Genomic DNA, 13,575 nt, shown 5'->3' with positions numbered 1-13,575 from the left:
ATGTGGTATTTCAGGAACAGTGTTTCACTCGGGCTGCGGCTTGGTGAGCAGCTCTCCCAGTGCCGTCCGGAGTGCGGGGTCCTCCGGCAGGACCTCGCGCTCGATGTGCCGCGCGGTCTCCCAGGCGGATCGGCCGGCAGGCGTCACGCTCACCACGCGGCGCCGACGATCGGCAGGGTGCGGGGTGCGCTCGACCAGGCCGTCCCGCTCCATCCGCTCGAGCGTGCGGGACATCGTCTGCGGCTGGACCCGTGCGGTGCGGGCGATGGTGTCCGCGCCGGTCGGGCCGGTCCGGATGAGGATGTCGATCGCGACGACCGCGGCGTGCGAGAGCCCGATGGCACGGAGTCGTTCGTCCCAGTCCCGCTCGACGGACCGTGCAGCCGCGGACAGCAGGCGCCCGAGGGGCCACTGCTCGCTCGTGTCCTGCATGCCGTGATTCTATGGTCGTCAGGAGCGCTCGACCGTCAAGTAATCAGCATGCTGACGATCGGTGTACGCTCACCGACGTGTCCCGCTTCCTCCGCATCGTCCTCCCCGCGCTCGTCATCGTGGTCTGGCTCGGCATCGCCTCGGTCGGCGGTCCCTTCTTCGGCAAGATCTCCGAGGTCTCCACCAACGACCAGACCTCGTTCCTGCCCGCCTCGGCCGACGCCACGAAGGTGCAGGAGCGGTCCTCCGAGTTCCGCGACGAGTCCGGAGCGCCCGCGATCATCGTCCTCGAGCGCGACGGCGGACTGACGTCGACCGACCTCGCCGACGCGAAGGCGCTCACCACGACGCTGTCCGACCGCGCCGACGTCGATGCCGTCAGCCCCGTGATCCCGAGCGAGGACGGCGACGCGGTCGAGATCGTCGCCACACTCACGCAGGACGCCGAGACCGGAGATGCGGTCGAGGCCATCCGGGCCGACGTCGACGACGCACTGCCGTCCGGGGTGAGCGGCTACGTCACCGGCCCCGCCGGGTTCACCGCGGACCTGACCGAGGCCTTCGCCGGCATCGACGGGCTGCTGCTCGGGGTGGCGCTCGCCGCGGTGTTCGTGATCCTGATCATCGTCTACCGATCACCCCTGCTGCCCGTCCTCGTGCTCGGGACCGCCACGTTCGCCCTGTGCGCCTCGATCCTCGTGGTCTGGTGGCTCGCCAAGGCCGACATCGTGACGGTCAACGGGCAGGTCCAGGGCATCCTGTCGATCCTGGTGATCGGCGCGGCGACGGACTACGCGCTCCTGTACACCTCGCGCTTCCGGGAGGCGCTGCGCGACCACCGCACCGGCTGGGACGCGACGAAGGCCGCCCTGCGGGGGAGCCTCGAGCCGATCCTGGCTTCGGGTGGCACGGTGATCGTCGGAGTGCTCTGCCTGCTGCTCTCCGACCTCAACTCGAACAAGGCGCTCGGCCCCGTCGCGGCCATCGGCATCGCGTTCAGCCTGCTCGCCGCCCTGACGCTGCTGCCCGCGCTGCTGCTCGCGTTCCGCCGCGCGGCGTTCTGGCCGCTGCGTCCCGCGTTCGGCAGCGCCCACCCCGTGCTCACCGGTCCGGACGCCCGCGGCATCTGGGCGCGCGTCGGCCGGCTCGTCGCCCGGCGGTCGCGGGTGGTGTGGATCGTCTGCACGGTCGGCCTGCTCGCGATGGGTGCCGGCCTGTTCGGACTCAAGGCGGACGGGGTGCCGCAGAGCGACCTGATCATCGGGTCGTCGCAGGCCCGTGACGGCCAGGACGTGCTGGCCGACCACTTCCCGGGCGGCTCGGGCAGCCCCGCGCAGGTCATCGGCGCGGAGCGCGACCTCGACCAGCTCGTCGACGCGATCACCGCGGTGGACGGGGTCGACGGTGTCGTCGCCGCAGCGAAGGACAGCCCCGCCGGGACCGTCCCGGTGACCGGGTCCGCCGCCGGCAGCAGCACGCCGACCGTCTCCCGCGGTGACGTCCTGCTCGAGGCGACGCTGTCCGACGCCGCCGACTCGGACGCCGCCGAGCAGACCGTCCGCGACCTCCGCACCGCCGTCGAACGGGTCGACCCGGGAGCGATCGTCGGTGGCGTTACCGCGACGGCGGTCGACACGAACGACACCGGCATCCGTGACCGCACCCTGATCATCCCCGTGGTGCTCGTCGTGATCCTGCTGATCCTGATGCTCCTGCTCCGCAGCATCGTCGCGCCGCTCGTGCTGATCGGCAGCGTGATCGTGTCCTTCGCGGCGGCCCTCGGTGTCGGAGCGCTCGTCTTCGACCACGTGTTCCACTTCCCGGGCGCGGACCCGAGCGTGCCGCTGTACTCGTTCGTGTTCCTGGTGGCACTCGGCGTCGACTACAACATCTTCCTCATGACACGAGTGCGCGAGGAGGCGCTGCGGCACGGTCCACGCGAGGGCGTCCTGCGCGGACTCGGCGTGACCGGCGGAGTGATCACCTCGGCGGGCGTCGTGCTCGCCGCCACGTTCGCCGCCCTCGGCGTGATCCCGATCCTGTTCCTCGTGCAGATCGCGTTCGTCGTCGCGTTCGGCGTCCTGCTCGACACGATCGTGGTCCGCTCGCTGCTCGTCCCGGCGCTGGCCTACGACCTCGGGCACCGCGCCTGGTGGCCGTCGCGCCTCTCGCGCACGAACCCTGACATGTGACACGCTGGGTCCATGCCAGTTCCCTCGACGCAGCCCGCTGCCGAGCGCAAGCTCCTCCGTGACACGGTGCAGGACAAGATCCGCGACGCCATCATGGACGGCACGCTCGAGCCCGGGGAACGGCTCAACGACGACGACCTGATCGCCTGGCTCGGTGTGTCCCGGACGCCGATCCGCGAAGCCCTCGCCGAGCTCGCCCGGGCTGGCCTCATCGAGATGGCGCCGAACCGCTACACCCGGGTTGCGGCCCCGACGAAGGGGGAACTCCTCGACGCGTACCGCACCCTCGGCGTGATCTACGGCGGCGTCGTGCGGCTCGCGGTGCCCCGGTTCACGGACGCGCACCGCAAGAAGATCGTGAAGATGCTCGACGACGTGCACGCGCGGGTGAGCGCCGACGAGCAGGACCAGGTGGCGCGCGACGGAGCCGGCATCTACGCCATGTGGGCGGATGCGTGCGGCAACCCGTCGCTCGTGCAGCTCTGCAACTCGACGACGGACGGGCTGTCCTTCAAGCTCCGCGTGCCGGAGCTCGCCGAGCTCCTGCCGGCCGACGTGATCCTGCCCGAGCTGACGAAGCTCAAGGACGCCGTCGTCGCGAAGGACCCCATCGCTGCCGAACTCGCCATGGAGGCGATCCACCTGCTCCCGTCGCGCGACTAGCGCGCCGAGCGCGACCAGGAGACGGACTGGAGGCCCGTGGCGACGCCGCCACGGGCCTCCAGTCCGTCACGGGGTGACGGCGAGTACGGGGTGACCTTCCAGGCGCATCCCATGTCCGTTCCCCGCGCGGCGGTTATGGTTTCCCGGTGAGCAACGAACCCGAGCAGACGACCGAGCCCGCACACCGCGGTGCTGCGACGCCGCGCCACGGGCGCCAGAAGCGACGCGCAGGCGTCGTGTTCCCGGCCGTCGCGGGGGTGCTCACGATGGCCCTCCTGCTGGGCGTCGGGTACGCGGGGTACGCGTACAACCAGCTGTCCGACGGCGTCACGATCGTCAACGCGATCACCGGCAAGAAGGACACGAAGGACGACGTCGACGGCAAGGCGCAGAACATCCTGCTCGTCGGGGACGACCACCGGCCGGAGAACGCCACCCCCGAGCAGATGGCGGAACTCAGCACGACGTCGGACGGCGGTGCGACGAACACCGACACGATGATCGTCCTGCACATCAACGCCGACGGCAGCCAGGCGACGATGATCTCGTTCCCCCGCGACTCGTACGTCGACATCCCGGACGTCGGCAAGGGCAAGCTCAACAGCGCCTTCTACTACGGCACGCTCAACGGCGGTGGCGACACCGGCGGTGCGAAGATGCTCATCAAGACGATCGAGAACCTGAGCGGTCTGCAGATCGACCACTACGTCCGCGTCTCGCTGCTCGGCTTCTACCAGGTCGTCAAGGAACTCGGCCCGGTCGACGTCTGCCTCAACCAGGCCACCAGCGACCCGTACTCCGGCGTCGACCTGCCGGCAGGCAAGTCCTCGCTCAACGCGAAGGAGGCGCTGTCCTTCGTGCGACAGCGCCACGGCCTGCCCAACGGCGACCTCGACCGTAACGTCCGCCAGCAGTACTTCCTGTCGCAGGAGGCCCGGAAGGTCACGTCGGCGGGGACGCTGCTCAACCCGGTGAAGATGGGCAACATCCTCAAGGCCGTCGGCGGATCGATCCAGACAGACACCGACCTCATCGACCTGGCGTCACAGATGCGCAACCTGCGGCCCGGCAACATCCAGTCCGCCACGATCCCGACGCTCGGCACGCCGACGATCTACGTGAACGGGTCCGCCCTGTCGATCGTCGAGGTCGACACCGTCGGCCTGCCCGCGTTCGTGCAGGGCCTGGTCGGCGAACCCGAGGCGTACACGAAGGCCGGCCGCGCACAGCCGGCGAACACCTCGGTCACCGTGCTGAACGGCAGCGGGGTCGAGGGTGCCGCGACGGCTGCGGGGCAGGTCCTGACCGCCCGCGGCTTCCAGGTCGCCCCGGCCGGCTCGTCCGCGACGACGAAGACCACCCAGGTGCAGTACCCCGCCGGTCAGGAGTCGCAGGCGAAGGCCATCGCATCCGTGGTGCCCGGTGCCGTCGCCGTCCGCACCAGTGCGGTCACCGGTGTCACGCTCGTGCTCGGCACCGACGGCAAGACCGCGAAGCCGGTCGCGACCGAGCCGAGCGCCGGGGCCTCGACGCCGTCGACCGGCGGTTCGAGCACCGGCTCGAAGCCGACGAAGAAGCCCGCGAAGGAGCCGACGCCCAAGTCGACCGACGTGCACAACTACGGCACCGAGGGCACCTGCATCAACTGATGGGAACCCGCCGGGCAACCGATCGGTAGGTTCACGGTGTGACCAGCGCCGCACGCCCGATCGTCCTGATGACCTACAACATCAAGAACCCGGACCCCGCGCACGACTGGCCGGCCCGCCTGCCGGTCGTGCTCGACCTGATCCGCCGGCACGACCCCGACCTGCTGTGCGTGCAGGAGGCCTTCGCGCACCAGATGGACGACCTGCGTGCCGGCCTGCCGGACCACGCCGACGTCGGACAGGGGCGCGAGGGCGGTGACGCCGGCGAACACGCGGCCGTCTTCTACCGCCGGCACCGGTTCCGGCCGTCCGACGAGGGGTCGTTCTGGCTGTCGGACACCCCGGACGAGCCCGTCTCGAACACCTGGGGCAGCCTGTACCCGCGGATCGCGAACCACGCCCGGTTCCTCGACGCCGAGGGGCCCGCGTTCACGCTGCTCACCACGCACCTGGACCACGAGCCCGGTGCGCACGGCGACGAGGTCCGCGGCCGGAGTGCCGCGCTCATCGCCGAACGACTGGCGGGCACCACCGGCCCGGTCGTGTTCGCGGGGGACTGCAACGAACCCGCGGGCAGCGGGACGGCCTCGCGGGTGTTCGCCGAGGCCGGGTTCGCCGACGCCTGGCTCGCCGCGGGAGACCCCGCCGACCGCACCGCCACGTTCAACGACTGGCAGCCGCCGGTCGACTCGGGCGAGCGGATCGACTGGGTGCTCACCCGCGACGTGAGCGCCGTGGACCGCATCGTGATCGACCACGACGGCCCCGAGACCTGGTTCGCCAGCGACCACTTCCCGGTGATCGCGACACTGCGGGTCTGACGTCCCGGACAGGCCAGGGAGCTGTCAGCAGCTGCGCGCTCTGCTCGCTGTCAGCAGCTGCGCTGCGCGTGGACGGGCATCGGCGAACCGAGCACCGTGACGGTCGTCTCGTTCGTCAGGGCGGAGACCCCGTTGGTGCCGGCGTCGTCGGAGTGCTCGCTCGACTCGTCGTCGTCGTCATCGTCGTGCCGGTCGGCCCAGCCCTCGCGGAGCAGGAGCTGCCAGGCACGTGAGTCGTCCGAGCCGTAGGACACCCGCTCCGAGCGGGGAGCATCGGCGATCTCGTCCGCGATGTCGTCGCCCACCCGGACACCGCCCGGGCCGGTCAGCTCGATCTGCCGGCCGAGCACGCTGCGGACCGAGTCGCGCAGCACCCGGATCTCGACGGCGTTGCCGGCCGCCGCGTCGGTCGTCAGGGCTGCGACGCGGATGGCACCGCTCCAGGTGTAGGTGGTGCCTGCGGGGAAGCACGCCCCGCCGTCGCCCTCGGCCGTCTGCGTGCGGGACGGTGTGCCGAGCAGACGGTTCAGGACGCTCACGGTCAGACCGGAGTCGCGCATCGAGGACTTGACCACGGTGTCGTCGCCGTCCCGGAGCACCAGGGCCTCGGCGTCGAGCTCGATCGAGTCCACCCGTCGGAGTTCCGCCTTCGTCACGTGCACCGGAGCGGCGTCGTGCGAGGTCTCGGCGGCCACGGCCACGTCTGCCCCGAGCCCGGCGGTGCCGTCGAACGCGAGCGCACCGGCCGAGAAGGCCAGCACGGCGGCGCCGAGCGCCAGCAGGGTCCGAGGAGTCACCGTTCGACGGTAGGGCCTCGATCGGAACAGAACGACAGGTGTTACCGAATCGGAGCCTGCCCGTCACCGGACCGTGACAAACGAGGATCACGCACCTGCGGCCCTGGAGCGGTGCGGTCGACGGGCGCAGGCCGCTCCGCGCAACGGGGGACAGCCTCCTGGACGGCCCGCAGCGACCCCCTGCGTACCGTCGGCGGCATGACGGACCAGCAGAACGACCAGACCGGGCCTGACCAGTACGTGATGCAGGACCCCACGAAGATGTACGCCGACAAGAAGCCCGACGAGCAGTACCTCGAGGGTGCCGGCACCGACGCGGAGATGGCGCAGAACGTCCCCGCCGACCACGGTGAGGACACCTACCGCGGTTCGGGTCGTCTGACCGGCCGCAAGGCACTCGTCACCGGTGGCGACTCCGGCATCGGCGCCGCCGTGGCCATCGCCTACGCCCGCGAGGGTGCGGACGTCGCGATCTCGTACCTGCCCGAGGAGCAGGAGGACGCCGACCGCATCGTCGGGCTCATCGAGGCCGCCGGACGCAAGGCCGTCGCACTGCCGGGCGACATCACCTCGCTCCAGGTCTGCGAGCAGCTCGTCGCCGACGCGGTCGAGCAGCTCGGTGGCCTCGACATCCTGGTGAACAACGCCGGCAAGCAGCAGAACGTCGACGACATCACCAAGATCTCCGACGAGGAGTTCGACGAAACCTTCAAGACCAACGCGTACGCGACGTTCCGGATCACGAAGGCCGCCGTGCCGCACCTGCAGCCCGGCTCCACGATCATCAACACGACGTCGATCCAGGCGTACGCCCCGTCGCCGCACCTGGTGCACTACGCGGCCACGAAGGCGACCGTGAACAACATGGCGAAGGGCCTGGCCGCGCAGCTCGCGCCGAAGGGGATCCGCGTCAACGCGGTCGCTCCTGGCCCGATCTGGACGCCGCTGCAGCCGGCCGGCGGTCAGCCGCCGGAGGCGCTGCCGAGCGCGGGCGAGCAGACCTACCTGGGCCGCTGGGGCCAGCCGGCCGAGCTCGCACCGGCCTACGTGTTCCTGGCGAGCGGTGAGTCGTCGTACGTCGTGGGCGAGACGCTGCACGTCGACGGTGGGATGCCGACGCCGTAGGGCGCCTGCTCCTGACGGGGCTCTGACGGGAGGCGCGGTGCCGGTGGGTACCGGGCCTCCCGTCGTCCGTGTGGTCGGGTCCAGGGCGCCTGGTCGCGTCAGCAGCTGACGGAGCGCGCCATCCGCTCGAGGAGCTCGCGCGCCGACATCGCGGCGGCCAGCTCGACCTCGACGGGGTTGATGCCGATCGCCTGCTCGAACGCGCGACGGCGGGCCTGGTCGGCGATCGGCACCTCGGGGCGCTGGGGCAGCACGGCGATGGCCCGGGCCGCCGCCTCGAACGCACCGGCAGGGCGTCCGAGCTGTTCCCACATGGCCCGGACGTCGTGCGCCACCTGGTCGGGGTCGCCGCCGAACTCGAAGCCGGTCGAAGCCATGGTCGCGAGTCCCTGCGCTGTGGGGTCGTTCGGGGTCATGCCCGCATGGTCGCACGGACGGCCGCGAACCGGCTCGACGTCGGGGTCTGTCCCCCCTTGTGCCGACACCCGTACCGGGGATTCTGGTGTCCCCCGTTCTGCGTTTGGATGGAGGTACCCCGGACCCGGGGTGACACGGACAGGACGTCCGGGGACGACGGAGGGCACGATGCTCGAACACACCAGCGCCGACACGCAGGCCGCTGCGGCCGCGGCGGCCACGCTGCACCTGCGGATCACGATCGTGGGTGCCACCGTCGACCTGCTCCGGGACGTCCCCTTCCACGAAGCCCGGCCCGTGCAGGTCGCCGAGCGGATGGGCATCAGCGTCGCCGAGCTGGAGCAGCACTTCCCGTCGTGGGACGGCCTGGTCCTCGCCGCACTGGACCGCTGGAACGGTGCCCGGATGGACGAGGTCACGCACGAGGTCGGTGACGGCTCGACCGTGGACCTGCTCCGCGCCATCGTCGCCTCGAACGCCGAGGACCCGGCCCTGATGCGCCTGCTCGTCGCCCTGCTGTCCGTCGCGGGCAACCCGGCGCACCCGATGGCGACCTACCTGCGGTCGCGGTACCAGCTCTTCTTCGCGCAGATCAAGCGCGGCCTGGAGCACGACGTCGCGATCGGCCGTGCCCCGCACACGATGGACCCCCGCCGCGGTGCCGAGCAGCTCATCGCCCTGTACGAGGGGCTGCAGCTGCAGGCCCTGCTGCGCGCCGAGCTCGACCTGGTGGCGGCGTTCGACCGCGCGGTCGCCCGGCTCGAGCGCGGCTGGATGGAGCGGTACGAGCCGCAGGCCGCCCGCCGTCTGGCGATGTGGGACGACGACGACTCGGGCAGCTGGGAGATCTGACCGGCGGTTCGTCCGCCGAGCGCGTTCCCCGCGCCGTCGTGCAGCGCCCCGCGGGTACTCCGGGAGTCGCAACCTGACGGAAGGAACCGACATGGCAGCACCGAACCCCATCCAGGTCCAGAAGTACCTGAGCGGCATCGACTACCCGGCGTCCAAGGACGACGTGGTCTCGACGGCCGAGCAGGAGGGCGCCCCGGACGACGTCCTCGAGGCGCTCCGCGCGATCCCGGACGGCGAGTACGACGCCCCGACCGCGGTGTCGAGCGCGGTGTCCGACGCCGGCTGAGCGCGGTACGCCCACTTGGTGAGCAGAAGAGGTCGGGTGCGTGCGTCGCACTCGACCTCTTCTGCTCACGAAGCGCCTTACGAAGCGCCGCCCGCGCAGCTCACGAAGCGCCGTTCGAGCGCGACCCGCGGGGCACCGAACCGTCGCCGGGGTCGTACCCGGTGTCACGGATGACGCGCAGCGCCGTGGTGTCGTTGTGGACCGAGTGCACGACGACCCGACGCGTCCGGCGCAGCGCTCGACGGGCACCGGGCGTCGCGAAGAGCCCGCCGAGCACCAGGCCCGCGCCGATCCCGAGTGCCACGGACACCGCCGCCACGAAGTCGAGTGCGGCGCTCGAGGAGCCGGACATGAAGTTCAGCAGGGCGTTCGACACGGCGACACCGGGCAGCAGCGCCCCGCAGAACGCCGGCACCGCGATCGCCGCCACGGCCGTGCGCATCCGGACGGCCGCGTAGGTCGAGAGCACCCCGAGCAGCACCGCCGCCAGGAACGTCGCCCCGAGGAGCGGCAGCCCGGCCTGCCGCAGTGCCCACAGCGCGGCACCGGCGGCGACCGAGAACACCACGGCGACGGGGATCACGCGGGCGCTCGCCTGCTGCACGAAGCAGTTCGCGCCCGCCGACACCACGGTCAGCGACAGTGACGCCCAGAGCGGCAGGGTCTGCGTCACGATGCCGGACGGGTCGACCTCGATCCGCAGCCAGTGCGTCATCGCGATCCCGGCCGGCACCCCGACCACGATCGCCGCGATGACCAGCCCGATGTAGAACGCCCGGGCCACGGCCATCGCCCGGAACCCCGAGATGGCGTCCTGCGCCCAGGTCACCAGGGACGGGTGCGGCAGCAGGAGCACCACGAGTGCCGCCACCATCGTCGCCGCACCGTTCGCGTTCAGCACCCCGGCCCAGATGGCCAGCGTGCCGATCGCCGACGCCACCGCGCCCTGCGCCCCGGACACGAAGAACTGCGGGTACCCCCGGTCGGTCAGCCAGCGCCCGGAGACGATGATCCCGAGCATCAGCACGAACGCCCCGAGTCCGGCCCGCCACCCGCCTCCGGCCTGCACGGCGATCGAGATGCCGAGGATCGACAGGCCGACGTCGGACAGCCACATCGGCCATCGCGGCGGGAGTCGCAGCACGGCGACCAGGGCGCTCACCGCCGAGGTCATGTCGCGGTCGTCGTGGATCAGGTCGTCGACGATCTGGTTCGCACGCGCGAGCTTGTCGAGGTCGGAGCCGTCCGACCGCACGGTGCGGACCTTGACGAGCGGCGGGACGTCGGCCGGGGCGTACTGGATGGTCACCGAGCTGCCGGAGAAGTCGAGGTCGAGCGGCGCGAGGTTCCACTTCGTCGAGACCGCGACGACGGCCGTCTCGACGCTGCGGGTGTCGGCACCCGAGGCGAGCATGACCTCGGCCAGGTCGAGGCAGAAGTCGACGATCTGGGTCGCCGTGTACTGGTCGCGCCCCTTGGCGTCGGGCTCGACGTGCTCGTAGATCGTCCCGCGCAGGCGGGCTCGTGCGTCGCGCAGGTCGTGCTGCGCGAGGCTGCGGCGTCGTGGCCGGGGTGGGCGGCCCGGCTTGTGCGGGCCCGGGGGGTGCTGCTCGGCCATCACGCCATGGTGCCAGTCGACGGCGGCCGAGTCCGGACGTCCGCTGGACGCCTTCGGATCAGCCCCGGCGGCGCGTGCTCAGACGACCGAGGGCGAAGGCCGCGACGACCGCGCCCACCAGCACGAGGACCGGTCCGACCGTCACTTGCCAGGGGCGGCTCCCCGCGACGAAGGCGTAGTCGGCCTCCGGCGCGAAGGCGGCGAAGCCGAACGTGAACGTCGGAGCCGTCAGCACCAACACGATCCCGACGACGACGGCCAGCAGGCCGAGCCAGAGGGCGACGAGGGTCGGGGTGGCGAAGAAACGGGGCACGGCACCCAGCGTAGGTGGACGACGGACGGGAGGCCCGGTGCCAGCTGGCACCGGGCCTCCCGTCCGTCGCGTGGTGACGGTTCCTGCTTCGCGCGCCTACTGCGCTGCGTTCGCTACTGCGCTGCGTTCGCTACTGCTCGAAGGTCGCGTGCAGCGTGATCTCGACGCCGGTCAGCGCCTTGCTGACGGGGCAGGTCGCCTTGGCGTCCTCGGCGGCCTTGAGGAAGGCCGCCTCGTCGATGCCGGAGACCTCGCCGCTGACGGTCAGGACGATGCCGGTGAGGCGGAAGCCGCCGGCCGGGTCCGGGCCGAGCGAGACGTCGGCCTTGACGTCGAGGGCCTCGACCGTGCCGCCGGCCTCGCCGAGGACCGCGGAGAACTGCATGGCGTAGCAGGCCGAGTGTGCGGCGGCGATGAGCTCCTCGGGGCTCGTGGTGCCCCCGGCGTCCTCGGCGGTGCGCTTCGGGAACGAGACGTCGTACGTGCCGACCTTCGAGCTCGAGAGTTCGACCTGGCCGGAACCGTCCTCGAGGCCGCCGTTCCAGGCAGTGCGTGCGGTGCGAGTGGGCATGCCCGCTCCTTTCGTGTGGGGGAGCGGCCCCGAACGGGACCACCGCTCCTGAGTCAATCGGAGAACGAGCGTTCTCGCAACGGGCTCACGGCGAAGACGCAGGTCTGCCCTACGATCTCGCACATGGGGGACAGCGACAAGACAGGCTTCCGCGAGTCCGTACTCGAGCAGGGGCCGGCCGACGTGACGAACCCGGTGGTCGCCTGGCTCCGGTTCTGGACGCAGGGGTGGCGGTTCCACGGGCGGGCGAGTCGCTCGGAGTTCTGGTGGGTGATCGCGCTCGAGCTCGCGCTGGTCGGGGTCGCGCTCTGGGTCGTCGGCGTGCACGGGACCGCAGGGCGGTGGGAGATGTACGTCGACCCGTTCGGGGTCGTCCCCTCGCCGCGGGTCTCGTTCCACCTGATCGACCGCGGGCAGGGGGCGTGGTTCGGCTGGGGCAGCGGTGGGCGGGACGTCTGGCCGGACGCGTGGGACCTGGCGATCCTCGTCCCGACGATCCTGACCATCGTGCCCCGGTGGTCGCTGCTCGTGCGGCGACTGCACGACCGGGACCACAGCGGGCTGTGGATCCTGCTCCTCGTGTTCACCGGACCGCTCGGTGCGGTCGTGCTGGGTGTCATGGTGGCGCGGTCGTCGCGTCCCGGTGGGGCACGGTTCGACCGCGGACTGTTCGCGGGAGGGCGTGGCCCCGAGGCAACTGGACGACACATGTCGTCCTCGACGACAGGTGTAGCGTGAAGGGTGATCAAAGGAGAACCCCATGCGCGCCGTCGTGTTCGAGCAGTACCAGACCTTCCCGTCCCTGACCGAGGTCCCGAAGCCCGCACCCGGGCCGGGTGAGGTCCTGCTCAAGGTCGCCGGCGCCGGTGCCTGCCACTCGGACGTCGCCGTGTACCGGGAGTTCCAGCAGGGGCAGCCGGGAGCCCAGGCGCCCGCGTTCGTGCTCGGCCACGAGAACTCCGGTTGGGTCGAGGCCGTCGGGGACGGGGTCACCGGCTTCGCCGAGGGCGACGCCTACCTGGTCTACGGGCCGGTCGGCTGCGGGCACTGCTCGTACTGCTCGAAGGGGCAGGACACCTACTGCGAGAACGCCGCGACGAACCCCTACATGGGGATCGGCCTCGGGCGCGACGGCGGCATGGCGGAGTACGTGAGCGTCCCGGCGCGGAACCTCGTGCCGCTCGGCGACGCCGACCCGGTCGCCGCCGCACCGCTGAGCGACGCCGCGCTCACGCCGTACCACGCGATCAAGAACTCCCTGCCGAACCTGGCTGGCGGCGGTCGCTTCGCGCTCGTCGTCGGGCTCGGTGGCCTCGGGCAGATCGCCGTGCAGATCCTCACGGCGCTCACCGGTGCCACGGTCATCGCGACCGACATGAAGCAGGACGCGATGGACCGCGCCGCCGCCCGGGGCGCGATCACCGTCCCCGGCGGCCCGGACCAGGCGGAGCGCATCCGCGAGATCACCGGCGGACGCGGCGTCGACGCGGCCTTCGACTTCGTCGGTGCCACCCCCACGATCAAGGTCGCGCAGGCCTCGATGGCGGTCGGCGGTCGGTTCACCGTCGTCGGGATCGCCGGCGGCACCACCGAGTGGAACTTCTTCGCGACGCCGTACGAGTCGACGATCACGAACACCTACTGGGGCACCATCGAGGACCTGCACGAGGTCGTCGCGATGTACCGCGCCGGCCAGATCGTGCCCGACGTCGAGCGGTACGCGCTGTCCGACGCGCTCGAGGCGTACCGGAAGCTCGAGGCCGGGGAGCTCTCGGGTCGCGCGGTGGTCGTCCCGACGCTCTGAACCGGGCGTGCCCGGTCGAATCGGGCGTACCTGGT

The 13,575-nt window shown here is 71.4% G+C and carries 15 protein-coding genes; 9 read left to right on the top strand and 6 right to left on the bottom strand.

Annotated features, from left to right (window positions below):
• Positions 1-24 precede the first annotated feature (24 nt).
• Positions 25-432, bottom strand: coding sequence for a MarR family winged helix-turn-helix transcriptional regulator (locus tag HP445_RS11785; RefSeq protein ID WP_128780186.1), 408 nt, complete (start codon positions 430-432; stop codon positions 25-27).
• A 77-nt stretch (positions 433-509) separates the two neighbouring features.
• Between HP445_RS11785 and HP445_RS11780 the strand changes: the two genes are divergently transcribed.
• The 4 genes from HP445_RS11780 (at position 510) to HP445_RS11765 (ending at position 5,757) form a co-directional block, all read left to right on the top strand.
• Positions 510-2,624 (top strand): MMPL family transporter, encoded by a 2,115-nt coding sequence (locus HP445_RS11780; protein WP_128780185.1) that lies wholly within the window; start codon positions 510-512, stop codon positions 2,622-2,624.
• A gap of 12 nt (positions 2,625-2,636) precedes the next feature.
• The gene (locus HP445_RS11775) at positions 2,637-3,287 is read left to right on the top strand and encodes a GntR family transcriptional regulator (RefSeq protein WP_128780184.1); all 651 of its coding nucleotides are present in this window, start codon (positions 2,637-2,639) and stop codon (positions 3,285-3,287) included.
• 146 nt (positions 3,288-3,433) lie between these two features.
• A complete protein-coding gene (locus HP445_RS11770; RefSeq protein WP_128780183.1) occupies positions 3,434-4,936 on the top strand; it encodes an LCP family protein in 1,503 nt (500 codons plus the stop codon).
• 38 nt (positions 4,937-4,974) lie between these two features.
• Positions 4,975-5,757 (top strand): endonuclease/exonuclease/phosphatase family protein, encoded by a 783-nt coding sequence (locus HP445_RS11765; protein ID WP_128780182.1) that lies wholly within the window; start codon positions 4,975-4,977, stop codon positions 5,755-5,757.
• Positions 5,758-5,807: 50 nt separating this feature from the next.
• Here the strand turns inward: HP445_RS11765 and HP445_RS11760 are convergent, their stop codons facing one another.
• A complete protein-coding gene (locus HP445_RS11760) occupies positions 5,808-6,554 on the bottom strand; it encodes a hypothetical protein (protein ID WP_128780181.1) in 747 nt (248 codons plus the stop codon).
• A gap of 198 nt (positions 6,555-6,752) precedes the next feature.
• Here HP445_RS11760 and HP445_RS11755 point away from each other — a divergent pair, with 198 nt between their 5' ends.
• Positions 6,753-7,679 (top strand): SDR family oxidoreductase, encoded by a 927-nt coding sequence (locus HP445_RS11755; protein ID WP_111024587.1) that lies wholly within the window; start codon positions 6,753-6,755, stop codon positions 7,677-7,679.
• 98 nt (positions 7,680-7,777) lie between these two features.
• Here HP445_RS11755 and HP445_RS11750 read toward each other — a convergent pair whose 3' ends face one another.
• Entirely contained in the window at positions 7,778-8,095 is a 318-nt protein-coding gene (locus HP445_RS11750) for a hypothetical protein (protein ID WP_027467174.1), read from the bottom strand.
• A 169-nt stretch (positions 8,096-8,264) separates the two neighbouring features.
• On the opposite strand from HP445_RS11750, the gene HP445_RS11745 reads away from it, so the two are divergent.
• Entirely contained in the window at positions 8,265-8,948 is a 684-nt protein-coding gene (locus HP445_RS11745) for a TetR/AcrR family transcriptional regulator (protein ID WP_027467173.1), read from the top strand.
• Positions 8,949-9,039: 91 nt separating this feature from the next.
• Positions 9,040-9,234 carry a DUF2795 domain-containing protein gene (locus tag HP445_RS11740; RefSeq protein ID WP_027467172.1) on the top strand — a complete coding sequence of 65 codons (195 nt, stop codon included), beginning with the start codon at positions 9,040-9,042 and terminating at the stop codon, positions 9,232-9,234.
• A gap of 100 nt (positions 9,235-9,334) precedes the next feature.
• On the opposite strand, the gene HP445_RS11735 is transcribed toward HP445_RS11740, so the two are convergent.
• The 3 genes from HP445_RS11735 to HP445_RS11725 all read right to left on the bottom strand — a co-directional run bounded on the left by HP445_RS11735 (position 9,335) and on the right by HP445_RS11725 (position 11,736).
• Complete coding sequence (locus HP445_RS11735; protein WP_111040059.1) at positions 9,335-10,852, bottom strand: threonine/serine exporter family protein; 1,518 nt, start codon at positions 10,850-10,852, stop codon at positions 9,335-9,337.
• A 58-nt stretch (positions 10,853-10,910) separates the two neighbouring features.
• A complete protein-coding gene (locus HP445_RS11730; RefSeq protein ID WP_128780180.1) occupies positions 10,911-11,165 on the bottom strand; it encodes a hypothetical protein in 255 nt (84 codons plus the stop codon).
• A 130-nt stretch (positions 11,166-11,295) separates the two neighbouring features.
• A complete protein-coding gene (locus HP445_RS11725; protein ID WP_027467170.1) occupies positions 11,296-11,736 on the bottom strand; it encodes an OsmC family peroxiredoxin in 441 nt (146 codons plus the stop codon).
• A gap of 123 nt (positions 11,737-11,859) precedes the next feature.
• Between HP445_RS11725 and HP445_RS11720 the strand changes: the two genes are divergently transcribed.
• The gene (locus HP445_RS11720) at positions 11,860-12,474 is read left to right on the top strand and encodes a DUF805 domain-containing protein (RefSeq protein ID WP_128780179.1); all 615 of its coding nucleotides are present in this window, start codon (positions 11,860-11,862) and stop codon (positions 12,472-12,474) included.
• 22 nt (positions 12,475-12,496) lie between these two features.
• Positions 12,497-13,540, top strand: coding sequence for an NAD(P)-dependent alcohol dehydrogenase (locus tag HP445_RS11715; protein WP_111024593.1), 1,044 nt, complete (start codon positions 12,497-12,499; stop codon positions 13,538-13,540).
• The last annotated feature ends 35 nt before the right edge of the window (positions 13,541-13,575 follow it).

The sequence above is a fragment of the Curtobacterium flaccumfaciens genome, assembly GCF_013359815.1.
GTDB lineage: Bacteria > Actinomycetota > Actinomycetes > Actinomycetales > Microbacteriaceae > Curtobacterium > Curtobacterium flaccumfaciens.
This window is presented reverse-complemented; position numbering and strand designations above follow the sequence as displayed.

What these genes read in the sequence shown, in the direction of transcription:
- HP445_RS11785 (WP_128780186.1), bottom strand. Translation starts at nt 432, where the DNA reads ATGCAGGACACGAGCGAGCAGTGGCCCCTCGGGCGCCTGCTGTCCGCG.
- HP445_RS11775 (WP_128780184.1), top strand. Translation starts at nt 2,637, where the DNA reads ATGCCAGTTCCCTCGACGCAGCCCGCTGCCGAGCGCAAGCTCCTCCGT.
- HP445_RS11755 (WP_111024587.1), top strand. Translation starts at nt 6,753, where the DNA reads ATGACGGACCAGCAGAACGACCAGACCGGGCCTGACCAGTACGTGATG.
- HP445_RS11750 (WP_027467174.1), bottom strand. Translation starts at nt 8,095, where the DNA reads ATGACCCCGAACGACCCCACAGCGCAGGGACTCGCGACCATGGCTTCG.
- HP445_RS11745 (WP_027467173.1), top strand. Translation starts at nt 8,265, where the DNA reads ATGCTCGAACACACCAGCGCCGACACGCAGGCCGCTGCGGCCGCGGCG.
- HP445_RS11740 (WP_027467172.1), top strand. Translation starts at nt 9,040, where the DNA reads ATGGCAGCACCGAACCCCATCCAGGTCCAGAAGTACCTGAGCGGCATC.
- HP445_RS11735 (WP_111040059.1), bottom strand. Translation starts at nt 10,852, where the DNA reads ATGGCCGAGCAGCACCCCCCGGGCCCGCACAAGCCGGGCCGCCCACCC.
- HP445_RS11725 (WP_027467170.1), bottom strand. Translation starts at nt 11,736, where the DNA reads ATGCCCACTCGCACCGCACGCACTGCCTGGAACGGCGGCCTCGAGGAC.
- HP445_RS11720 (WP_128780179.1), top strand. Translation starts at nt 11,860, where the DNA reads ATGGGGGACAGCGACAAGACAGGCTTCCGCGAGTCCGTACTCGAGCAG.
- HP445_RS11715 (WP_111024593.1), top strand. Translation starts at nt 12,497, where the DNA reads ATGCGCGCCGTCGTGTTCGAGCAGTACCAGACCTTCCCGTCCCTGACC.